Genomic DNA, 24,448 nt, shown 5'->3' with positions numbered 1-24,448 from the left:
CAGACGCCACGCCGCGAACCTCACCAATCACTTTCGTGACAAGCACCTAGACGGCCGCCTCAACATCCTCCAGCCGAGGACTGCTTGACATAGGACACTCAGCCGAGGACGAGGAGGAGATCGCCTCCTTCGGCGGAACGGGTAGCGTCGATGACGACGCGCTCCACGATGCCACCGGAGGGCGCAGTGATCGCCGCTTCCATCTTCATGGCTTCGATGGTGGCCACGGTCTCGCCGGCTTCGAGCCTGTCGCCGACGGTGACTACGGGGGTGACGACACCGGCGAACGGCACCGCAATGTGACTAGAATCGGAGGGATCGGCCTTCTGAGCGGTCGGGGCGTTGGACTCTAGTGACTGGTCGCGTACCTGGACTGGTCGTAGCTGACCGTTGGCCGTTCCCAACACGCGTCGCATGCCGCGTTCGTCGGCTTCGCCGATCGCCTCGACGCTCAACAGCAGCATCGATCCGGGGCCGCTGTCGACCTCGATCTCCGCATCCGGGCGCAGGCCGTACAAGAACGTCTCCGTGGGCAGTACCGATAGGTCGCCGTAGTCCTCGGTCGATTGGCGATATTCCGCGGCGGGTCCTTCGAAGAGCAGCCGGTCCAGCACGTCACGGCGTTCACTGCCCGGCCTCGTGAGCGCGGTCTCGTCGGCCGCGCTCAGTGGGACCTCGCCCACGGAGGACGGCCGGGACGACAGCGCCTTGGTGCGGAAAGGTTCAGGCCATCCGCCGGGCGGCTCGCCCAGTTCGCCGGAGAGGAAGCCGATGACGGATCCGGGAATGTCGAAGTCCTGGGGATTCTCGGCGAAGTCTGCCGGGTCGGCGTCAACGGCGACGAGGTGCAGGGCCAGATCGCCCACGACCTTCGAGGACGGGGTGACCTTGACGATATCGCCGAGGATGTCATTCGCAGCGGCGTACATGTCCTCGATCTGCTCGAACTTCTCGCCGAGGCCGAGCGCGATCGCCTGCTGGCGCAGGTTCGACAGCTGTCCGCCTGGGATCTCGTGCCGATACACCCGGCCGGTCGGCGCCAGCAGGCCCGACTCGAACGGGGCATACAGCCGGCGCACCGCCTCCCAATAGGGCTCGAGGGCGTCGACCGCGCGGATGTCCAGGCCGGTGGACCGGGGGCTGTGGTCGGTCGCGGCCACCAGCGCCGACAGCGACGGCTGGCTGGTCGTGCCGGCGAGGGCGGCCGAGGCGGCGTCCACCATGTCGACGCCGGCGTCGATGGCCGCGGCGAGGGTGGCTAGCTGTCCGCCGGGGGTGTCGTGAGTGTGCAGGTGAACCGGAACGTCGAAGCGCTCCCGCAGCGCGCTGACCAGGGTGCGGGCCGCGGGGGCCCGCAGCAGACCAGCCATGTCCTTGATCGCCAGCACATGCGCGCCGGCGTCCACGATCCGTTCCGCCAGCCGCAGGTAGTAGTCGAGCGTGTACAGGCGCTCGCCGGGGTCGGACAGGTCGCCGGTGTAGCACAGCGCGACCTCGGCGATCGAGGCATCCTGGGCCAGCACCGCGTCGATCGCTGGCCGCATCTGCTCAACATCGTTGAGCGCGTCGAAGATGCGGAACACATCGATCCCGGTCTGTGCAGCCTCGTCGATGAAGGCATCGGTCACCCGGGTCGGATAGGGGGTGTAGCCGACGGTGTTGCGTCCCCGCAGCAGCATCTGCAGACAGATGTTCGGCAATGCCTCGCGCAGTTTCTCCAAGCGATCCCACGGGCTCTCGCGGAGGAAACGGAGTGCGACATCGTAGGTGGCCCCGCCCCAGACCTCGACGCTGAACAGCTCAGGTGTCAGCTGCGCCACGTGAGGTGCCACCGCGACCAGATCACGGGTCCGCACCCGGGTGGCCAGCAGTGACTGATGCGCGTCGCGGAAGGTCGTGTCCGTCACGCCGATGCGGTTCTCGGCCCGCCAAGCCGCCGCGAACCGTTCGGGCCCCAGCTCAAGGAGCTGTTGACGTGTGCCGCGCGCCGGGGTTGCGTGCAAGGTGAGCGGCGGGAGCTTCTTCGCCGGGTCTATGGCCAGAGGGGTCGTGCCATGGGGACGGTTCACCGTGACATCGGCGACATAGGCCAGCAGTTTATCGGCGGTATCACCAGGCACTGCCATGTGGAGCAGTTCCGGGTGGGTGTCGATGAATCCGGTCGTGGTCGGACCAGAGCTGAAGTCCGGGTGGGCCAGCAGGCCGCGCAGGAAGCCGATATTGGTGGACACCCCGCCCACCACGAACTCTCCGAGCGCCCGACGTGCCCGGGTGACCACCCCAGTGAAACTGCGACCCCGGCAGGTCATCTTGCTCAGCATCGAATCGAAATGGGCGCTCACCTCGGCCCCGGTGTAGATGGTGCCGCCGTCGAGTCGCACCCCCGGACCGCCTGGTGATCGGTAGGAGGAAATCTGGCCGGTATCGGGACGGAACTCGTTCGTCGGATCTTCGGTGGTGATCCGGCATTGCAGGGCGAAACCGCGTGCCTTGATCCGCTCCTGATCATCCAGACCCAGGTCAGCCAGTGAGGCACCATCGGCGATCCGCATCTGCGCCTGCACCAGGTCAATATTGGTGACCTCCTCGGTCACCGTGTGCTCGACCTGGATCCGCGGATTCATCTCGATGAACACATACCGGCCGTCGGCGCCGAGCAGAAACTCCACCGTGCCCGCACAGCTATAACCGATATGCCGGGCGAAACGCACGGCATCGGCACACATGGCCTCGCGGATCGCCGAGTCCAGGAACGGCGCGGGCGCGATCTCGACGACCTTCTGATGACGGCGTTGCACCGAACAGTCCCGTTCAAACAGGTGCACCACATTGCCATAGGTGTCAGCCAAGATCTGCACCTCGATGTGCCGGGCGCCCACGACCGCCTCCTCCACGAAACAGGTCGCGTCGCCGAAGGCACCGAATGCCTCTCGCATCGCTGACTCGATCGCCTCGCGCAGCCGCGCTGGATCCTCCACCCGGCGCATGCCACGGCCACCCCCGCCGGCCACCGCCTTGACGAACACTGGAAACCGCAGCGCTGAGGCGGCCTCGACCAGGACATCCACGTCGTCCGAGGGCGGCACCGAGGCCAGCGTCGGCACACCCGCCTCCGCCGCCGCCGCAATCGCCCGCGCCTTGTTGCCCGTCAGCTCCAGCACCAATGCCGACGGGCCAACAAAGGCGATACCGGCGGCCGCGCAGGCCTCGGCCAGCTCAGGATTCTCCGACAGAAAACCGTAACCGGGATACACGGCATCAGCACGGCAGCGAACCGCCACCTCCACGATCGCCGCCGGATCCAGGTAAGCCCGGACCGGATGACCGCGCTCACCGATCTCATACGCCTCATCAGCGCGCACCCGATGCTCGGAGCCCCGATCCTCATAGGGAAACACCGCCACTGTGCGAGCCCCTAGCTCATGGGTGGCGCGGTAGGCGCGGATAGCGATCTCACCACGATTGGCCACGAGAATCTTGTGGAACACGGTGACTCCTCTTTCTCTGCTCGGGTCATGGTCGGTCAGTCGCGCAGGGCAAGTAGCGCCACAGACACACCGCGATTGGGGCTGCTCCGTCGTCTCGGCGGCCCGCCTGCTGTTGCCGCCATCGAGAGGTGCCGCGTCGACGATGCAGGAGTATCTTACAGACTATATGCTCTTGATCATGCGTACTGATACACGAGAAGCTCGCAGACCTCTCCACGATCGCACCTTCTTTGCGGGGGATGAGGAAGACTACCGCCGGCTCGTCCGCGATTTCTTGGCCCGTGAGGTGAACGAAAATCTTGACAAGTACGTCTCTGGCGAGCTGTCCATCAAAGAGCTTCACCGCAGAGCCGCCGATGTCGGCGTCATCGCCACCGGCGTTCCCACGGCGTACGGGGGGCTCGGCCAGGGGCCGTTGATGAACTTCATCCTCAGTCACGAACTCAGCCGCACGGCGGGATTCGGTCTCCTTGGACCGGTACTGACGACCGATAACGCGACACAGCTGATCTTCAACGTTGCCTCGGACCGCATCAAAGAAGCGATCGCGCCGCTCATTCTCGAAGGAGCGATCCAAGCCATGGGCCTTACGGAACCGGATGCCGGCACCAATTCACGAGGCATCCGGACCACAGCGCGCAGGGATGGCGACGAATGGGTGATCAAGGGCAACAAGATCTTCATATCGGCCGGCAACTATGCCGACATCTGCTATGTCATCGCCAAGACGAACCCGGCTGACGAGGAGCCGGCGCTGAGCGCCTTCTATGTCCCGGCCGGAACACCCGGCTTCACCCAGAGCCGCGTCGACATGATGGGACTGCCGGGGAGGGGCCTCGGCGAGTGGTCCTTCACCGACGTACGCGTCCCCGCCTGGCACCTCATCGGCAACGAAGGCGAGGCGCTCAAGCTCTTCTCGATGACCATGGCCAATGACCGCGTGCACTGCGCCGGCCGCGCCCTGGGGCAGGCGGAGCTCGCCCTCCAACTCACCATCGACTACACGAAAGACCGCATTGTCGCCGGCGGACAACCCCTCTTCGAGCTCCAAAACACTCGCATGCAGCTTGCCGAGATGTACGCTCAGCTCGAAGCCGTGAACGCCCTGGTCAAGCAGATGGTCGATCGTGTGCGCACCGACACGTCGACTCCCTTCGACGCCGCGGCGTGCAAGACCTTCGCCCAAGACACCAGCGCCCGCATCCTCGATGGCTGCCTCCAGCTCTGGGGCGCCCAGGGCCTCGCCGAGGAGCAAACCATCTCGCACCTTTACACGAGCAATCGGAGTATGCGGATTCTCGCCGGCACGTCCGAGCTCCTCAAGCTCTCGGTCGCAAGCCGCCTCTGATGTCCCCTCCGCTGTCCGGCACTCGAGTCATCGACATGAGCGAGCTCGCCCCAGGCCCATTCCTGACGCAATGTCTGCGCGATCTCGGCGCCGACGTGCAGAAGATCGAACGCCCGCCCCACGGCGACCCCGCACGGCGAATGCGGCCGGCGACCCATGCGGTGCTCAACGCCGGTAAATCCACCCGCATGGTCGATGCGCGAGAGTCGAATGGCCGCGACGAGATCCTGTCGCTGGCCACCGCGGCCGACGTTTTCGTGGAAGGTGCGCGCCCAGGAGTCATGGAGAGACTCGGCCTCGGATACGCCGATCTGTCGGCGATCAACCCGATGCTCGTCTACGTCTCCATCTCGGGATACGGTGCCTCCGGCCCACTCGTCACAGCTCCCGGACACGATCTCAATTACCTCGCGACCTCCGGCGTCCTCGCGCTGTCTGGCGGGCTCGATCAATCCGTCCAGCCCGGTATCGGCATTCCCGTGGCAGACTTCGCCAGCGCGATGTACGCGCTGAGTTCCACACTCGCGGCCCTCGTCCAACGGCACGCTACCGGCCTAGGCCAGCATCTCGACGTATCGATCACGGACTGCATGATGCATTGGGTGAGCCCTACCGCGGCGCACTTCGATGATCTGGGTCTCAGCGGTCTGGCCGAGCAACGCGACGCCGTCTTCAACAAGCCCGCTTACACCAGCTTTGCCACCGCCGACGGCAGATGGATCGCCATCGCCGCGCTCGAGGATCACTTCTGGGACAATCTGGTCAACTCACTCGAGCTGGACGTCAGCGATCTCGGCACCCGAAACCTCAACGACCGGATCGCCGTGGCGCGGGTCATCAACGCGAGGATCGCGGCCATCGTCTCCCAGTGGCCCGCCGAGGACCTCCTGGAACGTCTGCTCGACCACGACGTTCCCGCCTCCATCGTGGTGAACCCCACCGACCTTCACGACACTCAGCAGGTCGTCAATCGGAATCTGCGCGAGACGACGGATGGTGTGCGCAGAATCCGTTATCCAGTGCTCATGAGGGGCATGCGCTGAGAGCCCTATGCCAAGCGGTCTCTTGTTGGAGGGTGTTAAGTCGACCGTGTAGGTCGGGGTGTAGGGCATTTGGTCGTGCCAGCAGCGCCAGAGGATCCTGGTCCAGTTCTGGGCCAGGATCCTTGCTGCGTGGGGTAGGCGGCAGCCGCGGGTGCGTGCCTGGTCGTAGGTGAAGCGCCCCAGGTTCCCGTCGCATCCTCTGTGAGTTGGAAAGATGCAGTTCATGCCGACGAAGATCAATCCGAGGGTGCGGGAGCGGTACGTGCGTCAGGTGCCGGAGCATCTGCTGCTGCCGAGGTGGTTGCTCGCCGTGAGGGTGTCGGGAAGGAATCGGTGCGTTGCTGGGTGATCCAGGCCCAGATCGATGGCGGCCAGCGTCAGGGCGCCACGAGTGAGGAGCTCACCGAGATCAAGGATCTGAAGGCGAAGGTCCGCCGGCTGGGAGAGGGCAACAAGATCCTGCGACGGGCCTCAATTTTCTTCGCCGGGGGGACTCGACCCCCGCAACCGATGATCGTCGCGTTCATCGATCAGATGAGAGCCGAGGTCCATGCGGTCGAGTCGATTTGTCGGGTGCTGCGTGAGCAGGGCTGCCAGCTCGCCGCGCGAGCCTATCGAGACTGGATCAGGGCGAACCAGCCGGTCTCAGCTCGGGCTGTCAACGACGCCGTCGTGGTCGATCTCGTGCGGGATGTGGCCTGGGTGAGCGATCATCAAGGGGTTCGACGGATGACGCCTGAGGGCCTCTATGGGCGGCGCAAGATGACCGCGCTGATCAGGCGCACCCGGCCCGAGACCTCGCCAGGCAGCGTCGACCGAGCGATGAAGCTGCTGAGCTTGCAGAGTGTGCGACGTTCCAAAGGCGTCCGGACCACGATCCCTGGCAAGAACGGCAAACGCGCCGGTGACCTGCTCGATCGTGACTTCACCGCCGTCGCGCCGAACCGGACCTGGGTCATGGACTTCACCTATGTCCGTACGTGGGTCGGGTTCGTCTATGTCGCGTTCATCCTCGACGTCTTCGCCCAGAAATCGTCGCGTGGAACGTCGCGTCGACCAAGGCCGTCGAGCTCGTCGACGTACCGCTGCGGATGGCGCTGTGGCAACGCGGCCGCGAGGGTTCTCCCGTCGTCCGCGGCGAGTTGATCGGTCACACGGACACGGGCAGTCAATACACGTCGATCACCTTCACCGATCACCTCCCTGTCGAGGCATCTGGCCCTCGATCGGGACCGTGGCCGACGCCTACGATAGTGCCCTGATGGGGTCCGTGATCGGGCTGTTCAAGACCGAGTGCATCCGCACCACGATCTTCCACCCCGGTCCTTCGGATGCTCGGCGACGTCGAGTACGCCACCGCTGGCTGGGTCGACTGGTGGAACAACCGACGTCTGCACAGCAGCGCGAGGCCACCCACTATAGGAGCGGTAGAGAATCTGGGGCGCTTCAAAGTTGTGACCGGCACGGACCAGCATCCGCAGCGCGATCGTCTCGTCGGTGTCGGGCTGCACCACAGCCCAACGACCGACGTCGGTGCGCGGCGCATCAGCCAGGACGAGGCCGTGAACCGGACATCCTTGTTGCCCGCCGACCCGTAGCGGGCTCGTAGCGACTTCACCGACCGTGCACTGATGACCACGACCTCGAACCCGTCACGGATCAGCTGTTCAACGATCGGTCCGTCGCCGCGTTCGATCCCGACCCGTTCCACGTCGTGGCGCCGCAGCGGGTGGTGATCTTGGCCAGTCCGGGCCGTGAGTGTGGCACCGTGACTTCCTCGATGCGCTGTCCATTGTCATCGACGATGCAAAGCTCGTGGTGCTGCCAGGACCAGTCGATCCCGGCGTAGTTGGAGTTGGTGGGCGTAGCCTCCATGAGAGTGCTCCTTCCGTCAGCTCACGGATTCAGCACTCCGGTCCGGGACGTGACGGTCGGTCGCTCATTGAGGCGCTCGGGGACCCTGAAGGATCCTTGGCGCATAGCCCTATGGCCGATCTGCACATCTCGGGCCGCCGGGTCCTGCAACTCTCAGCCAGATCATCCCCAAGGGCGACTCGGTCAGCCTGGCAATGCCCCGATGGGCCCGGGGCAGACAAGACAATCCGCCTCGTCCACCCCAGCGTTAACCAATGACGTGTCAGCGCTTGATACCTGGATGCCCGAGGACAGCATCCCCCACCCGTCGAATCTCAGCGACGAAATCGTCGCTCGACGGAGCACCGGTGCCCAGCATCACCACGATCCGGCTGAGGCCCAGCTCGGCCAGCTCATTCAGCCTCTCCACACATGCCTCCGGCGAACCCACGACGGCGAGGCGTCGGACCGTCGCCTCGCCCAGAACCTCCGCCTGCGGGGAACCCGAGCGAGCATGCTGATCGTAGTCGTACACCTGGCTGACTCGCTCCGCCGCGGCGACGTCCTCCCCAGCCATGACTCCGGCCCGGTCCAGGGCTCCGGCCGCGAAGTTAACAGTCACGGACAACGGTCCGCGCGCCTTCACCACTCCGTCCCGCGTCGTGTCGTCCACCCCCATCGCGACGACGGCGCCCACGGGCACCTCCTGAGAGCCTCGGCGAGCGCGCTCCAGTCCCCAGCTGATCGCCGAAGGCTGGGCGCCGACCGCGAGGGTAACCCGATCGCCCAGCTCGGCGCCGATCTCGATGACTCGGGGACCGGTCGCGGCGACATCGACCTCAACATCGCATCCTCCTTGGGCCGCCAACCACGGCACGTGGCTCCCCTTTGCACCCCCGACCGACCCGCCACGTAGATAAACACTGAGCTCAATCAGCATCTCGGTGAAGGCTGCCACCCCCGGCGGTCGGAGATGCACGGCATGGAGACTCGAATCACCACGGCCGATCCCGAGGGACATCCGCCCAGGTTCCGCTAAGCGCCCCACGCTCGCGATCGCCGACGCCAGCACCGCCGGATGCCGTACCACGGGGTTCACGACTCCGGTCGCGAGCTTGACGGTCTTCGTGGCACCCGCGGCGCGAGCGAGCGCCACGAAGACGTCACCGCTGCGCCCGTCGGCGAACTGCACGCCATCCCAGCCGGACTCCTCCGCCACCATCGCGATCGTCTCCGCTTCAGCGACCGGGGGACATTGAAGCCAGAACTCCGTAGTCATCGACCCGCCATCTGGTCTGGCACCCAGGTGACGAAGTCCGGGAAGGCGATCATCAGCCCCACCAGCAGAAGCGGGATCGGCATCAGCACAAAGACCGCAGTGAAGACGTCACCCAGGGAGATGCGCTGGCCGTTGTTGACATCTGGGTCTTGAACAATGCCGTGAACGACGAACCCGAGCACGCCGATCGGCGGCGTCAGCACGGCCAGTTCCATAAAGATGACGATGAAGACGCCGAACCAGAGCGGCGAGATATCCATGGCGCTGAACAACGGGAGCAGGATCGGGACCGTCAGCAGCATCATCGGCATCGCGTCCATGAACATCCCGAGAATGACGTAGACGATGACCATGACGATAAGGAACTGCACTCGGCTCAGGTCCCAGGCGATGATGATCTCGACGAATCCGTCGGCCAGCCCGCTCACCGAGAGAAGGCGGCTGAACATATGGGAACCGACCAGAAGAAGGAAGACCGCGCCGGTGACGCCCGCGGTCGAGTAGAGACCCTCGCGCACCGACCTCAACGGGCGATCGCGACGCCTCATCCACAGGAGAATCACCAAAGCGCCCAAGGCTCCTGCCGCTCCGGCCTCCGTGGCCGTGAAGATGCCCGACTGCATGCCGGCGATCACCAGGATGACCAAAGCCGGCGCGGCGAGGATGCCGTAGACTCCGCGGATCCTCTCGCCCCAGGTCGCCCGAACCCGGACCTGGTTCGGTCCACCGGCGAGCCGTGGCCTGAGCATCGCCAACAGGATGATGAATGCTCCGTACATGAAGGCCAACAGCACGCCGGGCACGAGTCCCGCCATCAACTGCGGCCCCACCGCCACCTCAGCCACTCCCGCGTAGATGATGAGGAAAAGGCTGGGCGGGATCAGGTGGGCGAGCGTGCCGGCGGCCATGACCGAACCAACCGCGAGTCGACGGTCGTATCCGGCCTTCAGCATCTCCGGGACACCGGCTCGCGCCAGCGGGAAAACGCTCCCCAGGGTGGAACCCGACAAGGACGCGAACCCCGCTCCGGCGAAGTTGGTACCCACCGCGAGCCCGCCCGGCATCCACCCCAGCCATTGGCGAGCGACCGCGTAGATCCGCTCGGTGATACCGGATGAGAACAACAGCGCCCCCATGAGAACAAACATGGGAACGACCGTCAGCGACCACGAGGCGACCGTTTCGTAGGGCATGCGGCGGAACATGCCCTCCAGCGCCCTGTCCCCGACGATCGAGTACACACCGATCGCGCCCGGGATCGCCATCGCCAACCCGACGGGCATCTTCATCATCATCAGCGACATCATCAGCAGACAGCCGATGCCTCCAATGATTTGCGGGGAGAGATCCAGCAGCATCATCAGCGCGGCGCAGACGACCGCTGTCAACGGAAGGCCCCATCCCCAGATGCGGTTCCATGACGCCGAGAAGGAAGAAACGGCCCCGTCTCCTCCCACCGGGGTCGTCGGCTCCTCCGGCGTCGGCGCGGTGTCGATGTCCTCTTGTTGCACGGTCATAGCGACTGCTCTTTCTCCATATCCGTCACGGCAGAGGCAACGGGACGATTACTGATCACACGACGAAGGTCGATCATCACCTGCGCGAGGTACAGCGCGAACCCGATCGGGGCCAAGAACACCGCCGGCCAAATGGTGATTCTGGAAGCACCCGTGGTTCGCCCGACCTCGTAGGCGTCGAGCGCCTCCTGCAGTCCGTACCAGGCGAACAGCGCGAGCGGTATGAGGATGAGAAGACCGCCGAGCAGCACGTGCAGCCGCTGCATCTTCTCCGACAGCCGACCAAATATCAGCTGGGCCTCAATGTGGTCGCCGCGCGACTGCGCCAGGGCGAAACCAAGCAAGGCAATGATCGGCATGAACCAGAATGCCGAGTACTCCAACGTCCCCTCGATGGGACGACGATTAGCCCTGAACAACGCATTGGCGACGACCAGGAAAGCGAGCCCGAGAATCGCCAACGCCGCGGGCGCGCCAACGATCGTTCCCAGCGACCAACTCTGTCGTCCGCGTGTCGGACGGTCTTCAGCACCTTCCACCCTCTACTCACTCCTTCACGCGGTCAGGACGGACGGTGGGGAAGAAGGACCTCTTCCACGAACCGTTCTGTCCATCCGCTGATGTCGATATCGGTCGTTGAGTACCACTCATCGAAGTCAGGCCATGCCACTTCTTCGGGATAGTCGACTGCCTCGTCGACGATCTCCAGCCATTTCTCGTGGGACTGTGTGAGCTCGTCGAGAAGCGCGCCTCCATCGACACCGCCGACGGGATCATCCGCGAGGTCTTGCCGGAAGCCGCCCCAAAAATCGCTCAGGCTGGCAGACGCCTCGGCGTCCCACTCGTTCCAGGACAGGCCAGCAGCGTTCGAGGTCTCAACCGCCTCAGCGTTGGAACCCCAGCCGCCGTCGATGACATACGACTCGACGAAAACGTCGAGGCGATCCCATAACAGCTGCTGGGCCGCCAAGGGAAGCGAGTCCCAGGTGTCCAGACTCATGTCGAAGGATGTCGTGGGCGGAATCCCGGGAGTGTCGGCGTTGAGCGTCCATGCATCGGTCAGCTCCGCCACCCCCGTCGTGGCAGCGAGGCCGAAGCTGGCGTCCATACAGTCAATCACGCCGCGCTGGGTCGCCTCGTAGACATCGGGCTGTGGCACATCGACCGATGACGCCCCGAGATGCTCGACCAGGGCCGCGCCCGCCGCGCTCTGCACCCGAATCGACTTGCCTTCGACCGTATCGAGCGACGTGACGGCCTCGTCGCGGCAGAGGAGCTCGGAGCCGCCCGATGAGGTGAACGGGATCAGGGATTTGATCCCGTTCCGCTCCAACTCCTCGATCACGGCATCAGTGTCGTACCACATCTCGTTCGCGGCGCCCATCAGCTGAAGGCTGCCGGCTACCGGATGCGTATCATGTAGTGTCAGGAACTGTCCGAGGTAAGACGTCACCGGAAAGTCCGATTGATGGTAGTCAGGGCGATGCTGGCCCATATCGACCAGGCCCTCGGCAAGCGCATTCTCCATCTCGGTGAGTCCGGCGATCGATCCGCTATAGGCGATATTGAACGAGATCTGGCCATCTGACCACTCCTCGACCGCCGCCGCGTAGTTCTCCGCGGGCAGCGAGTAGGCCGATCCCGGGGGCGTCGGCAGCTGTAACACCAGTTCGATCGGATCGACGTCGCGGAGCGCTTCGATGTAATCCTCTTTCGAAGTACCCGCTTCAACACCATCTCCGGAGTTGCCGCCGCCCGTCCCCGAGGAACAGCCGGCGAGCATCACCCCAGCGAGCACCACCGCGCATGCCGGCGCCTTGTTCTTCAGCATATATTTTCCGTTCATTGCGCGTCCACCGCTGTGAGCTAGGTCATGTCTTATACTGTATGAAAAGCATCAGGTAGTCAATAAGTGCTGAGTGATAGCTGTTCTTCGTCTTTTCCTCAGCGGAGGGTCACTCGGTCGAGCCCGCTCGCGAGCATCCCGTGGTAGACATCGGGAGCCGTGTTCTCCGGATCGGAGATGGGCAGGCCGTGCGTTGAGCAGATCATCCGCACGTCCAGGTCCGCAAGCTGCCGCTTCAGCGCCTTCACGAACGGCTCCATTTGAACGAGAGTCATCCAGTGCAGGGAGAACTCGCTGAAAATCCGAGCATGCTCCGCGATGGCCAGGCCTTCGACCTCCTCCACGAGATGACCGCAAGCGTCGTCCTCGTGATAGTGGCCATAGCAGAATCCGTCACCGGGGAAAAGGACGCCGCGTGAGGTATCCAAAGCCCATTGAGTGCCGTTGAGGTCTTTGATCGTCGGCTCGACGATCCGGAAGGTCGAGCCGCCGAGATCGATTTCGTCGCCGATCTCCCACGTTTCCATCCTGTCGACATAGTCAGGAAAGAAGAGGTGGTGATCTCGAACGTCACCCACAAGTCTCAGATCTGGAAACTTCCTCATGAGCCTTCCGACGCCTCCGGAATGAGGTGTTTCCTGGTGAGTCGTCCACAGCCACCGAATCGGCGGGATCTCATCCGCCAGGGCATCGAGCTGAGCTTCCATCACGGGAAGATGCACCAGGTGACCGGTATCGACGATGACTGATTCGCTCTCTCCGGTCACGAGGAAAGCGGAGTTGTAGCTGTGTAGGAGCCTCCCGCCGAATCTCTGAATGTGGCATTCGCCGAGCCAATAGACTCCCGGCGCGACCTCCCGAGGCAGACCGAATCTCTTCATACCGCCGCCCGCCGTTCTGTGGCCAGGGACTCGGCGGTGGCGTCGCCGAGCTGCCCGAGAACCTCAGTCAGCAGGCCGACATGACGCTCAACCACCTCGGACCCCAAGAGAACGGCGCCACGAGCCGGCGCGATGGCTTCGACATCGTGCTCAGAGAAGATGCGTTGGACATCCTCCTGAAGAAGGCTCGTCGCGGCATGGGCGAGCCACCAGTACCGTGTCTCGAGAAGATGTCGGCGGACGTCATCGACGGTCGTAGGATCCTTGTCCCCGTCCCTGATGGCCAATGCGGCCGACTCCTCATCGGCGAAGACATGCCCGAAGGAATCCGAAGTGTACAGGACCCGTGTTGTCTCGTCGTACACCCAGTACGTGGGCAACAACCTGAGCAACGGGCGAATCAGCTTGAGCCGCCGGCCCCCCACGGTCACGTTCTCAACACCCCGGATCATGTTCACTTCGATCCTGTGGAGGCGCGCTCGGTGATGGGCGTTGAGAACCTCATCCTCGGTGGAGTAGGCGCCCCACATCGGCGCGTCGTCAAAAGTCGAGTAGATCCGTTCCAACGGTTTCATCTCCTCGATCTCGACGAGATTAGAGGTGGAGTCGAACTCGCTCATCCGAAGGAGGAGCACGGAGAGCGGATGGCCTGACGGAAGGGTCCTCTCGAGCTCACCCAGTACCGTCGCCCGGTCGGCGGCCAGCCCCGTATCGATGAGCAACGATGCGCCGTCGCCGTTCACCAGGTAGCAGTTGGTTGGCGCATAACCACGGATGCCCCGAGGAAACCAGCTGATCCGGCCGTCTAGCTCATGGATCGCCTGTATAGCGATCACCTGAGAGCCGGCCATCTGAGTGGTACTCATCCGTCGACCTCCTGTCCGATCCGAGTCTGCAGCGTGTGATATCCCCAGTCATCGCGCGCCTGACGAAGTGACCGCCCATCTGCAATCGCCTTACGGATGTGCTCCTCCGCGGTCGCGACTTCCCGGGCGACCTCGATCACCTCGCGCGCGCGGCCCGCGGGGACCACGACCAAGCCATCGCTGTCGCCCCGCAGCCAATCTCCGGGTTCGACTCGGATGCCACCGATCGACACCGGCACCTGGATCGCCTCCACCCGCACGCGGTCCTTGCCGGTTCTCATCCAGTTACCACGGGAGAAGATCGGATAGTCCAGTTCCAAAGCGCGATCGACGTCCCGGCAGACACCGTCGATCACCGTCCCACCAACGTTGCGCAGGTGAGCGGTATACGTCAGGAGGTCGCCCCAGACGGTGACATCCGTCCGACCCTGGTTGTCCAGCACGACGATCTGCCTTGGGCCAAGGTCGTCGATGTAGTCACCAACCGTCCCTCCGTCTTGTCCGATCGGGCCATAACGCAAGGTCCATGCCTGTCCGACCAACCGATGGCCATGGGCCATCGGCATGATTCCGCTGCACTGACTGGGGATGCCGAGGCGATCCATCGCGTCGCTGAGATCGGTGCAGCTCAGTGCCTCGAGGGCCGCCAGATTGGCCTGTTGCTCAGTCATGGACATCACGCTTCCGCCTGGGCCAGAGTTTCGTAGTTCTTTCCCATCACCGCCGAGACGGCGCGCCCAGACCGGACCTGTTCGACCAACGCTTTTTCGGCGGCGACGACCTCCTCGGCCACGGCAACGAGATGCTCGGCGCGCTCGGCTGGAATCACCATGACGCCGCTGGCATCAGCAATGATGAAGTCTCCCGGCCGGACGGTGACGCCGTTCATCTTGACCGGTCGATTCCAGCCGACCTCGACGTACCGACCCCGGGCGGACACCGGTACCGCCGTCTTGGCGTACAGCGGCAGGCCCAACTCGATGACTTCGTCCAGATCTCGCGTAGCACCGTCGATTACGACACCGGCGACGCCTCGCTCCACGGCACCGAACGAGAGGATGCCGCCCCAGCTCGCCGCGTCGGTCCTTCCCTCATTCGCCACCACGATGACCGAGTCACCGTCGGACGAATCCACTGCCGAGCTGCACAGGTGCCGATCGGGCACGGCACCTGTGAACAAGCCGAGTTCGACGGTGACCGCGCGTCCCACCACCTTCGCATGTCCTGACAGGCGGTTCAGCCCTCTGACCGCACCCTCGATGCCTTCGCGATCGAGGACGTCGGACAATGCGCCCGTATCGAGTGCCGAGAGGCGTGGGAGGAGTTCATTCATGCGGGCTCTCCTTGAGGGTGATCGTGCGCGACCGCGAGAGCCTCGCACTGCACCAGCTGTTCACCCGGAAGTGACGTGACCTGGAGGTGACGGGCGGGACGGGAGGATGGGTCCGGAAAGTGCCGGATCCAGACCTCGTCCAACGCGGGCCGAATGCTGCGGTCGCGCGCCCAGATCGTCACTTTGAGGATGGAGTCGACAGAGCCTCCGCCGGCATCGACGATGCTGATCAGATTGTCGAACATCGAATGGATCTGGTCCCGGATGTCTGCCGACAGAGTTCCCGTCGCGCGGTCGACCCCGCGAACGCCACCGGTGGCGATGAAGGGGCCGACACGCGAACCCGCCGGTAGGGGAAGGTCTCCGTGGGCCAAGCCGTCAACGTCGATACTCGCTCGACGCGCCTGAGTCGCCATCCCGTTCACCTCCACACCGCGAAGGCCAGACCGATCCCCGTCCCCGCGGGAGTCCGGCGGACCGGGATGTAGTCGGAGTCGACCATCGACAAGGACGTCATCGCCGCCCCAGTCATGATCCAGTTGAGGATCTCGGAGTTACCCGACCGGAGAGCCTTGACGGGGATCCCCTCCAGCGTCTCCATGTCGTTCTTCTCCAGCGCAGTGAGCACCTCCCGGTCAAGCTCATCGTCCGTGACGAAGTGGCTCAGACCACCGGATGCGACGATGCCCACCCGACGCTCACCGGGCCACTGCGACACGACATCGGCGAGGTACCGGCCGAGTTCGACGCATCGTCGTGGCGTGGGCACGTTCGGCGGAAAGTAGGTGTTGAGCATGATCGGCAGAATGGCGATCCGCTTGCCTTTGATCAGTCGCTCCGCAACGAAGCCGAAAGCATGACCGAACCCGGCGGCCACAGGGTCGACGACCTGGCTGGCAATCGACACGTCAACGCCTCGCTCGATCAGTCCTTCGACGACCGCGGTGGCTAGTTCAGGGTCGGCCAGATGGCGATTGGCCGTATCCATGCTGTAGCCCTCATTCGCCGTACGGTGCCACTCCGGAAGATCGGGACTGATCTCGTTCTTCGGGTGCATGACCAGCTCGTCACCGGTATAGACAGTGAACGCCGGGTTATGGGTCAGACTGAACAGTTCGGCCTGGTCGTCGCCGATGACGATCAGAACGTCCGGCTCCGTGTCCTCGATCGCCGTGACGATGCGGTCGAGACCGGCCTGCGCGCGGGCATACGCCTCGTCGAAGATCTCGATGGTGGCTTCGGCCGTGTACCGCGCATCGACCTCCTCTTCGAGCTCGGGGTACGACAGTACTCTGCCGTCCGCGAGATGGAGATCCGTGCGACGCAGATCGTCCTTACCTCGATCGGCCCATAGCCTTCCTTCCATCGCGAGCAAGGGACTGTGCGACGTCCCTATCCCGATGACGATCTCACTCATGTGATGACTCCTCGTGGCTATCAGGTGACGAATCCGGGGTGAAGCCCGCGTGGTGAACCGCATTGATGCGCCTCAGGTCTTCTTCGCTGAGGCCGGGAGCATCCGAGGCCGCCGCCGCATCGGCGATGTGCTGCCGGGCTGAGAACCCGCCGATGATGCTCGTCACCTCTGGGTGACCGAGGATGTAGCGATAGGCGGCATCGACCAGGGTCTGTCCCTCCGACTCCAGGAACGCGAACCGTGCCGCGCGTTGGCGCTCTGGCTCGAGTTCTTCCGGATGGTCCCGGTACCAACCGCCAGAAACTGGGTGGCGGCCGTCCGGCCCCTGCTCATAGATGGCCCGAGTGAGCGCCCCGCCCGCCAACGGCCTGATCACACCGACGCCCACGTCGTTACGCCGCACCGCCTCGAAGAAACCGTCATAGTGTTCTGTTTCGGGCAGCCCGTCCACCGGCCGCACCGCGCTGGGATTGGCGAGGTTGAACCAGGCATAAACCATCTGGAACAACCCGCTGTCGAGAACGGCACCGACTGCCGCCGGCTCGGAGCGCTCTTCGCAGACGCCGATGAAGCGGGCCTTGCCGGCCGCGCGCACCTTCTCCAGCGCCGGCGCCACTTCCTCGAGAACCTGCTGCGGGGTCAGCGGCGTCCACACACGGATGTCCAGGTCGGGGGTGAGGCGACTGGGATTGTGCAGGAGAAGGAGATCCACATGGTCACGCCGGAGCCGCAACAGGCTGTCGTGGATGCTCTGCTCCACCTTCTGCGGGATACGGTGGAGCTCCTCGGGCATGATCTCGACCTTCGTCGCGACCGTGACCGAGTCAGTGGCACCCATGTCACGCAGGATCCGGCCGAGGTTCGCCTCACCCAGCCCCTTGCCGTAGTCCGGTGAGCAATCGAAGTAGTTGATTCCGGCGTTGAGCGCGTTCTCCACGAGCTCGTATTGTTCTCGGGTTTCCGCATAGACGAGGCCGCCCGCGTTGTCGCCCGTACCGAAGGCGAACTCCGAGACCGAGAGATCCGTCCCCGGTATTTTTCGATACTTCATCGCGCGATCTGCCTTTCCTCCATCACAGGTTGAACAGTCGGCGAGCGTTCTCACCGAGGATGTTGCGCTTGCCTTGCTCGGACAGGAACGGCAGCGAGGCGATCGAGGACGGAGCATCGAAATCCCAGTGCGGCCAGTCCGAGGAGTACAAGAGCGTGTTCTCGCCGTCGATCAGATCGATCGTGTACTCGAGCGCCTTGAGGTTCGTGGCCTCCATCGGCTGCGTGCTGTAGAAGCAATCCTTCATGTACTCGCTCGGCAGCCGTTTGAGCAGCGGCGCATCCGATTGCCGCATCAAGAACTCGTGGTCTAGCCGCTGCATGAGAAACGGAATCCACGCGAGCCCGCTCTCGACCCAGATGCTCTTCAAACGAGGGAACCTCTCGGGAATACCGTTGAGGATCCAGTTGGTCATGTGCACGATGTTGCAGGTCACGAAGGTGACCGCGTGAATCGCGATGAACTTGTTGAGCGCACGCGACGCGGTGTCCTGAAACGACGGCCCCGCGTGAAAGGCGATCGGCTTGCCGGTGTCCTGGATCAAGTCGTACAGCGGCATGTAATCGCGATGCTGAACGCCTTGATGGCGTTGGCTCGTGACCATGAAACCCAACACCGCCGGATTGTCAGCATGCTCGTTAACCATGTCGATGCAGGCCTTCGGATCAACGAAGGGAAGGGGAATCAGGCTCTTGATCCTGTCGTCCTCCTTGAGCGTGTTATCGACCAACCAGCGCGTATACGCTTTGATGAGCGCGACTTCGACATCGCCCTGCGGGTGCAAACCGATCTCGAGCATCGGCTGGGGAAAAATGACCTGGATATCGATGCCCATGGACTCGATCGCTCGAATGAGCAGCTCGACGTCCTCCGATCGACCTTCAGCGACGTTTTCGATCAACCGATGAGAGTTGGAATGTGGGATGCGCCCCGCCACATCCTGATAGTTCAGACCAGGCGTGTGTCCCATCAGCGCGCCGGGACGTAACCGGTTCATCGCCAGCGCGTTCCTGCGCATTACCGGGTCATCGATATATTCCAGCACCGCGTCCCAGTAACGCAGTTCATGGTGGTGGGCATCGACATCCACGATGAAGTAGTCATGGAGTCCATACCGGTCGATGTCTTTACGGGCGTTGGCCAGCATCTCGCGGGTATCGGTCTCCTGCACGATCTGCTGGACGGGACGAGGTGTCGCGAGCGGTCCGGCGGCCGGTTTGACGGTCTCAGTCATGGTGTCCTCATTTCCACGATCTTCACTGTTCCGAACTGGGCATCGCGCCCAGATGCGATAGCCAGAGCGACAGATCGAAGGCGTTGATGTTCTGTGATGTGAGAAGCGCGCCGACGAGTGTCAGCGCCTCCGTGGCCGACAAATTGGCCGCGTTCAGTTGATCGACGGCGCCGGCCTCGGAGCGCGCGAAGAAGAAGCGCGTCACATGGGTCACCAGCTCATCGACGACGGACGGATCGATCTCGACCACCGCCGCCTGGTCGGCGACCATCGTGTCGACCCGCGCGCACAGTTCCTCGGCGATGGCGACAAGAGAGTCGTGTTCAGATTTCAACGTAGATCACTCCATCTCTTTCATCGACGGGAAAAGACCTCAGCCGAGGACGACCAGCACCGGCATGCCGACCTGTATCGATCGAGAACTCGAAACCGTGCCAGGGACACACGATGCGCAGGTCTTCCTCATCGAACTCCTGACCCACCGTCATCCCGCCTTCGTCAAGGTTTTCCCTGACGCCTGGGATGATCAGCCCCTGGCACACCGGGCCGCCCATATGCGGGCAGGTGTTCTCGTAGGCGCGTAGCTGTCCGGCGACGCGGAAGACACCGACCGTCCGGTCGCCGATATCGACGACGAGCCGTCCCCGTTCGGGAACGTCCTCACTGTCGCCCACCGCCACCGCCGTCACTGAGGCACTCACAGCGCCACCTCCTGTAAATTTGCATATACTAGAATTTTCATGCTGCGGATCTCACCACTCCCGATGTCTCCAACACCTCGATCTCTTCGGCGCTGTAGCCGATCTCGCGGAGGATCCGGCAGGTGTCCACGCCCTGCGCGGGAGCCGACCGGCGAGGGAGAGCGGGGAGGCGGTAACGGCCGAGCACAAAGGGGGCTCCGAACCATCCGGTGACGGGCCCGTGCGCCTCGTCATCGACATGCAGGACGAGACCGGCTGTACGCGCCGGAACCGAATCCCGTAGCCGGGACCACCCGTCCTCGATGCACGGCTCCGCCCACACGCCGGCACCGCGCACTCTCGACAGAGCCTCACTGGAGGTCAGGGCGCGGAGGCGAGACGCGATGCGTCCGACGTCAGCGTTCCCGCTCCCCTCGGCGTCGATGTCGAGGACACCCAGAAGACGTTCGAACATCTCCCCGTCGACCGCCGCGATGGCGACCCAGCCATCAGCCGTCTCGTAAAGTCGCTCGGATGCGCCGAACCCCATTCGATCGTGATCGAGAGCGGGCCCTTGCTCGACGTCTCCATCGGGGGCACGTCGAATGTCCGTCAACAGGAACAGACCCGCACGCAGGAGGTCCACCTGCGCTTCGACCACTCCTCCTCGGACGGCCCGCACGTAAAGAGCCGCCAATGCCGCGGCGGCACCGAGCAAACCGCTGACGTAATCGACCGTGATGGTTCTCACCCACAGAGGCTGGCCGCCCGGCCCGCCGGCCCGCCGCTCGACGCCGGTGTAGGCCTGGATGAGCATGTCGAATCCGGTCTCGCTCCGCTTCGGGCCCGCCATCCCGAACGCCGACGTTCGCACCGTCACCGCACGGGGGTTGATCGCCCGCACGTCCGCCTCGCCCAGGCCGAGTCTCTCCGCGACGCCGACCCGGAAATTATGGAGAACGACATCCGATCGCCGGATCAGACGCTCCGCGACGTCACGACCGTCCCTCGATTTCAGATCGACCATGATGCTGCGTTTACCTCGATTGGCGACGACCAGCTGTCGATGAGAGGTCAAGCTACCCGCCGCATCGAGCGGCTCGACGTGAACGACCTCCGCCCCGAGATCCGCCAGAAGGCGAGCGCCGAGCGGCCCTGAGACGAAGGCGCCGAAATCGACGACGCGGATACCTTCCAGAGGTGCCCCTACCGGGCCCTCAACGCAGGTGATCTCCGGTCGCGGCCGCCCGCCACCGCGACGCAGCACACTGAACGATGGTCCGACGTACTGATAACCGCCGTGCTCGACGAGGCAGTCGTTCTCGACGACCTGCTGCTCGTCCCAGCAGTCGCCCGGGCCCCGAACGAGTTCCACGCCGATCCTCTGGCGCCTCAGCTCATCGACCAGAGTCCCGCTCTCCCAGGCCGCCACCGCTGGCGCGAGCCTGTCGTAGTCGGCGAAGTAACGACGCGGACCCTTCCCTGCCGCAGCTCGACCACCAGGAGAGGCATCGACATCACCGCCGAGCCGGAGGATCTTTTCGAGCCGCGCGACGGCACCGACGTCACCGAGGGTGAGCTGGACATGACAACCGTCCGCGGTCGGAAAAATAAGCTGCTGAACATCCCGCGGTGGATAGACCTGCAGTGGGCTGTCACTTCGGGCGGTCGTCATCCACAAGGCATTGAACAAGGACGCGAGCCCATGTGTATACGTCGTACGCACCAGCTGTCCGCAGCCGGACCGTGCGCGCTCGACGAGGGCGGCCCAGCCGCCGACGATGGCATTGAGGGCCGCTCCATAGGTCGCGGGCCGCAGCCCATGAACATAGGGACGATCAGCGAACTGCTCGAACACCATGCCATTGCGGGCCTGCGCCAGAAGCTCGTTGCCGACATCCGACTCACCATCGACCAGATCAGACGCGATCTCGATGACGACCAGGCGCGGATGGGTCTCGGCAAGTTTCGCGGCGTCGAAACGCCACCGAGCAGCCGGATCGGTCTCTCCCCCAAGAATGCAGACGTCAGCACCGGCCACGGACTGCTCAACGGCATGGCGCGGGACTTCCGTCATCAGGCTGGACCAGTAGGCGAAAGCGGGATAGTCCTCACCGCGATCAGGGCAGGAGGGCCGAACGCGCTCGACGTTCGCGCCCAGCTCCGCGAAGTGTTTGGCCACCACCATCGGAGCAAGCCCGAGGCCGAGAGTCGTCACGCGGAGCCCCGAGGCCACGGCCGTCGGAAGAGTAGCCATCCTAGCCCTCACGAACGAGATTCCGGACGAGCTCACCGAGGTCGTCGCAATGCTCTACATCCATGACGATCGACGCCACCCGATCGATCTGAGCGGCGGACAGGATACCCCCGCAGAAGTCCTCGAACTTCGTCACGAGGCGGTCGTAGTCGAAGGCATATTCCGGGTCGAAGACATCGCCCTGGGCGTAGACCGCCTCGCGCTCGTAGATCCGCCCGTCATCGACACGGACGCGAAGACGAGTCGGCATCCGAACCAGATGCCCGCGCGTCGAAAGATCCTCAGCAGCCAGTTCGCCGGCACCCTCGATGGGCCGGATCGTCATCTTCCTGGCGAGATCGGCGATCAAGGGGCTCATCCGGACTTCCTCGCTCAGCCAACCAGGCCCCGGCGGCCCCGCATATGCCGCGGCTCCGAGCAGATGCGGGAGGCTGAAGGTGGCATCGACGAGACTTTCCGCTGGGAAGACATCCGCGCGATGCTTCTTGAGCCCAGCCGGGGGAACCTCGACGACGATCTCGGCGATGCGCGCCGGATCGACCTGCTGGTCCCTCAGGACCTCGAGAAAGAGATCAATGGCCGGGTTGTTGAACCTGCACGCCGGATACGGCTTGAAGCAGGCGTCCTGGATCAACCAGCGGTTCTCAACTCCACGAACGAGGACCTCCACATCCCTTCCGAGAGAGCCCAATGCCGGGACGATGCCCCCATCGTCATCCTCGAAGAGCCGGGCCTTGCCCGTGAAGCCCTGCTCGGCCAGCATCGCCGCGAGCGCCCCCGACTGAGCCGCGTTGCCGTACATCACGTACTTCGTCATGGGACGAGGCAGCATGGAGCCGAACATCGTCGACGCGGGGATGATGAGCGTGCTGGCGCCAATGCCCACGGCATTTCTCATCTGCTCGACACTGACACCGAGGAGCCGGGCCACGGTCACCACCGAGCCGAAGCCGACCCAGCCATAGCCGGACACCTTCTGGAAGGCCGTCTCTCCCGCTTCATTCACCCGAAGCCCTTGGAGAGACAGCCCGATCCGGGCGGCTATCTCATAACCCGTGATGACGGTGGTGAGGAAGTCCCGGCCCGAGGCGCGCTGCCGCTCGGCGAAGGCGAGGGCGGGCGGAACCGTCGCCGCCGCGATGTGCCCCTTGTATCTCATCGTGTCATCGGCGTCGATCACGTTGGCGCTGTGCGCGTTGACGTAGGCGGCGTTGAGAGCCGGCAACCGCGTTCCCGCCGCGGGCCCGCCGCCGAGAAGGGTCGCTTCGGCCCCTCCTCCCAGCTGGGAGAAGACTCCCGCCGGGATGGTCGCCGAATCCTCGACAGAGCCGGCGACCACACAACAGAGCGTATCGAGAATCAAAGACTTGCCTGCGCGAAGAGCCTCGTCGCTCAATGCCGAGTAATCGGTCGACCACGCCAGGTCGACCAAGCACTCGGTCACCTCTGCCTTGGTCTCTACCGCCATGACGCATCCTTCCGCGAGCGAGGTGTCATCCTCCGTCTGAGACCAGTCTCACGAATTTCATGCACTATGTCAATTATAATCTATACTGAATGTCCACAGGCCTCTGCCGAGGTTGAAGTTCACGCGCGAGAAGGGCGACGCGGGCGCAGACCGGTCTACACGGTGGGAGCGGGCAGCTTGCCGAGCAGGCTCGCGCGGCCGGCTTCCAGGTGTGACCGCGTCAATCGAGCGATCAGCCGCCCGTCACCCTTCTGGAACGCCTCGACGATCTCGATGTGCTCAGCGTGCACCGTCGAGGCGACAGCCTGATCGCGAAGAAGTATCGCGCGATAGCGATCGGCGCGATCCCACAGCCGGTCGAGCACCGCGGTAAGCTCCACGTTGCCGCCCGCCGAGTACATGGCGCGATGAAGCGCGCGGTTCTGCTTGAGATGACCAGCCATATCGTCGGCAATCGGCTCCTCGAGCATTTTCAGCACCAACGCCCGCTCCTGGTCCGATGCGTTCTTGGTGCCCAGCTGAGCGCCGTAGGATTCCAGCCGGATACGTAGCGCGTAGAGGTCTTCCAGCTCCTTGAGCGAGAGCGGCGCGACCCTCATCTCACGATGAGCGACCTGGTGAAGAAACCCCTCGGCCTCCAGCCGGCGCAACGCCTCGCGAAGCGGAGTGGTCGAGACCCCCAGCTCTCGGGCGAGCATCTCCTGTTCGACCACGGAGCCGGGCGCAAGCTCGCCGAAGAGGATGCGCTGCCTGATCGAGGCGTAAGCAACATCCGTCTTCGTCGCCCAACGGGGGACGTCCAGGTCGGAAGAAATATTCGGCTCCTTATGGTCTATCCTCTATTAGCCTATCCTAAGGCTCTCGCCGCCCGGGGTCCACTCCGGTC

General features: G+C 64.0%; 21 protein-coding genes and 1 pseudogene. 3 read left to right on the top strand and 19 right to left on the bottom strand.

Annotated elements, in window-relative coordinates:
- Positions 1 to 98: 98 nt before the first annotated feature.
- Positions 99 to 3,488 (bottom strand): pyruvate carboxylase, encoded by a 3,390-nt coding sequence (locus JL108_RS09100; protein ID WP_205197992.1) that lies wholly within the window; start codon positions 3,486 to 3,488, stop codon positions 99 to 101.
- A gap of 178 nt (positions 3,489 to 3,666) precedes the next feature.
- On the opposite strand from JL108_RS09100, the gene JL108_RS09095 reads away from it, so the two are divergent.
- The 3 genes and pseudogenes from JL108_RS09095 to JL108_RS09085 all read left to right on the top strand — a co-directional run.
- Positions 3,667 to 4,836, top strand: coding sequence for an acyl-CoA dehydrogenase family protein (locus JL108_RS09095; RefSeq protein WP_205197991.1), 1,170 nt, complete (start codon positions 3,667 to 3,669; stop codon positions 4,834 to 4,836).
- Positions 4,836 to 5,879: a CaiB/BaiF CoA-transferase family protein gene (locus JL108_RS09090; protein ID WP_275888603.1), complete on the top strand. Its 1,044-nt coding sequence runs from the start codon at positions 4,836 to 4,838 to the stop codon at positions 5,877 to 5,879. The genes JL108_RS09095 and JL108_RS09090 overlap by 1 nt, the downstream gene beginning before the upstream one ends.
- Before the next feature lie 223 nt (positions 5,880 to 6,102).
- Positions 6,103 to 7,282: pseudogene (locus JL108_RS09085) on the top strand (IS3 family transposase); the annotation flags it as partial.
- 256 nt (positions 7,283 to 7,538) lie between these two features.
- On the opposite strand, the gene JL108_RS09075 reads toward JL108_RS09085, so the two are convergent.
- From JL108_RS09075 to JL108_RS08990, 18 genes are all read right to left on the bottom strand, one after another.
- Complete coding sequence (locus tag JL108_RS09075; RefSeq protein ID WP_205197987.1) at positions 7,539 to 7,754, bottom strand: transposase; 216 nt, start codon at positions 7,752 to 7,754, stop codon at positions 7,539 to 7,541.
- Positions 7,755 to 8,016: 262 nt separating this feature from the next.
- A complete protein-coding gene (locus JL108_RS09070; protein WP_205197986.1) occupies positions 8,017 to 9,012 on the bottom strand; it encodes an LLM class flavin-dependent oxidoreductase in 996 nt (331 codons plus the stop codon).
- Positions 9,009 to 10,529: a TRAP transporter large permease gene (locus JL108_RS09065; RefSeq protein ID WP_205197985.1), complete on the bottom strand. Its 1,521-nt coding sequence runs from the start codon at positions 10,527 to 10,529 to the stop codon at positions 9,009 to 9,011. The genes JL108_RS09070 and JL108_RS09065 overlap by 4 nt, the downstream gene beginning before the upstream one ends.
- On the bottom strand, positions 10,526 to 11,068 hold the full coding sequence (locus tag JL108_RS09060) for a TRAP transporter small permease (protein WP_205197984.1): 543 nt from the start codon (positions 11,066 to 11,068) through the stop codon (positions 10,526 to 10,528). The genes JL108_RS09065 and JL108_RS09060 overlap by 4 nt, the downstream gene beginning before the upstream one ends.
- A gap of 23 nt (positions 11,069 to 11,091) precedes the next feature.
- On the bottom strand, positions 11,092 to 12,360 hold the full coding sequence (locus tag JL108_RS09055; protein WP_205197983.1) for a hypothetical protein: 1,269 nt from the start codon (positions 12,358 to 12,360) through the stop codon (positions 11,092 to 11,094).
- Between the two features lie 113 nt (positions 12,361 to 12,473).
- Complete coding sequence (locus tag JL108_RS09050; protein WP_240190805.1) at positions 12,474 to 13,256, bottom strand: MBL fold metallo-hydrolase; 783 nt, start codon at positions 13,254 to 13,256, stop codon at positions 12,474 to 12,476.
- On the bottom strand, positions 13,253 to 14,122 hold the full coding sequence (locus tag JL108_RS09045; RefSeq protein WP_205197981.1) for a hypothetical protein: 870 nt from the start codon (positions 14,120 to 14,122) through the stop codon (positions 13,253 to 13,255). The genes JL108_RS09050 and JL108_RS09045 overlap by 4 nt, the downstream gene beginning before the upstream one ends.
- Positions 14,119 to 14,793: an RraA family protein gene (locus tag JL108_RS09040; RefSeq protein WP_205197980.1), complete on the bottom strand. Its 675-nt coding sequence runs from the start codon at positions 14,791 to 14,793 to the stop codon at positions 14,119 to 14,121. The genes JL108_RS09045 and JL108_RS09040 overlap by 4 nt, the downstream gene beginning before the upstream one ends.
- Before the next feature lie 5 nt (positions 14,794 to 14,798).
- Positions 14,799 to 15,455 carry an RraA family protein gene (locus JL108_RS09035; RefSeq protein WP_205197979.1) on the bottom strand — a complete coding sequence of 219 codons (657 nt, stop codon included), beginning with the start codon at positions 15,453 to 15,455 and terminating at the stop codon, positions 14,799 to 14,801.
- A complete protein-coding gene (locus JL108_RS09030) occupies positions 15,452 to 15,871 on the bottom strand; it encodes a RidA family protein (RefSeq protein WP_205197978.1) in 420 nt (139 codons plus the stop codon). The genes JL108_RS09035 and JL108_RS09030 overlap by 4 nt, the downstream gene beginning before the upstream one ends.
- A 5-nt stretch (positions 15,872 to 15,876) precedes the next feature.
- On the bottom strand, positions 15,877 to 16,872 hold the full coding sequence (locus JL108_RS09025; protein ID WP_205197977.1) for a hypothetical protein: 996 nt from the start codon (positions 16,870 to 16,872) through the stop codon (positions 15,877 to 15,879).
- A complete protein-coding gene (locus JL108_RS09020; RefSeq protein ID WP_205197976.1) occupies positions 16,865 to 17,923 on the bottom strand; it encodes an aldo/keto reductase in 1,059 nt (352 codons plus the stop codon). The genes JL108_RS09025 and JL108_RS09020 overlap by 8 nt, the downstream gene beginning before the upstream one ends.
- Before the next feature lie 22 nt (positions 17,924 to 17,945).
- Positions 17,946 to 19,157 (bottom strand): amidohydrolase family protein, encoded by a 1,212-nt coding sequence (locus tag JL108_RS09015; RefSeq protein WP_205197975.1) that lies wholly within the window; start codon positions 19,155 to 19,157, stop codon positions 17,946 to 17,948.
- Between the two features lie 22 nt (positions 19,158 to 19,179).
- Positions 19,180 to 19,491, bottom strand: coding sequence for a hypothetical protein (locus tag JL108_RS09010; protein WP_205197974.1), 312 nt, complete (start codon positions 19,489 to 19,491; stop codon positions 19,180 to 19,182).
- On the bottom strand, positions 19,481 to 19,858 hold the full coding sequence (locus tag JL108_RS09005; RefSeq protein WP_205197973.1) for a Rieske (2Fe-2S) protein: 378 nt from the start codon (positions 19,856 to 19,858) through the stop codon (positions 19,481 to 19,483). Before JL108_RS09005 ends, JL108_RS09010 begins: the two co-directional genes overlap by 11 nt.
- Before the next feature lie 37 nt (positions 19,859 to 19,895).
- Positions 19,896 to 22,094: a CoA transferase gene (locus JL108_RS09000; protein WP_205197972.1), complete on the bottom strand. Its 2,199-nt coding sequence runs from the start codon at positions 22,092 to 22,094 to the stop codon at positions 19,896 to 19,898.
- 1 nt (position 22,095) lies between these two features.
- Entirely contained in the window at positions 22,096 to 23,562 is a 1,467-nt protein-coding gene (locus JL108_RS08995; protein WP_205197971.1) for an MmgE/PrpD family protein, read from the bottom strand.
- Between the two features lie 155 nt (positions 23,563 to 23,717).
- Entirely contained in the window at positions 23,718 to 24,365 is a 648-nt protein-coding gene (locus tag JL108_RS08990; RefSeq protein ID WP_240190862.1) for a GntR family transcriptional regulator, read from the bottom strand.
- Between the last annotated feature and the right edge of the window lie 83 nt (positions 24,366 to 24,448).

Origin of the sequence: Aeromicrobium sp. YIM 150415 (genome assembly GCF_016918125.1) — a bacterium.
GTDB lineage: Bacteria > Actinomycetota > Actinomycetes > Propionibacteriales > Nocardioidaceae > Aeromicrobium > Aeromicrobium piscarium.
The sequence above is the reverse complement of the archived record's forward strand: the minus strand, read 5'-3'. Positions and strand labels throughout refer to the sequence as shown.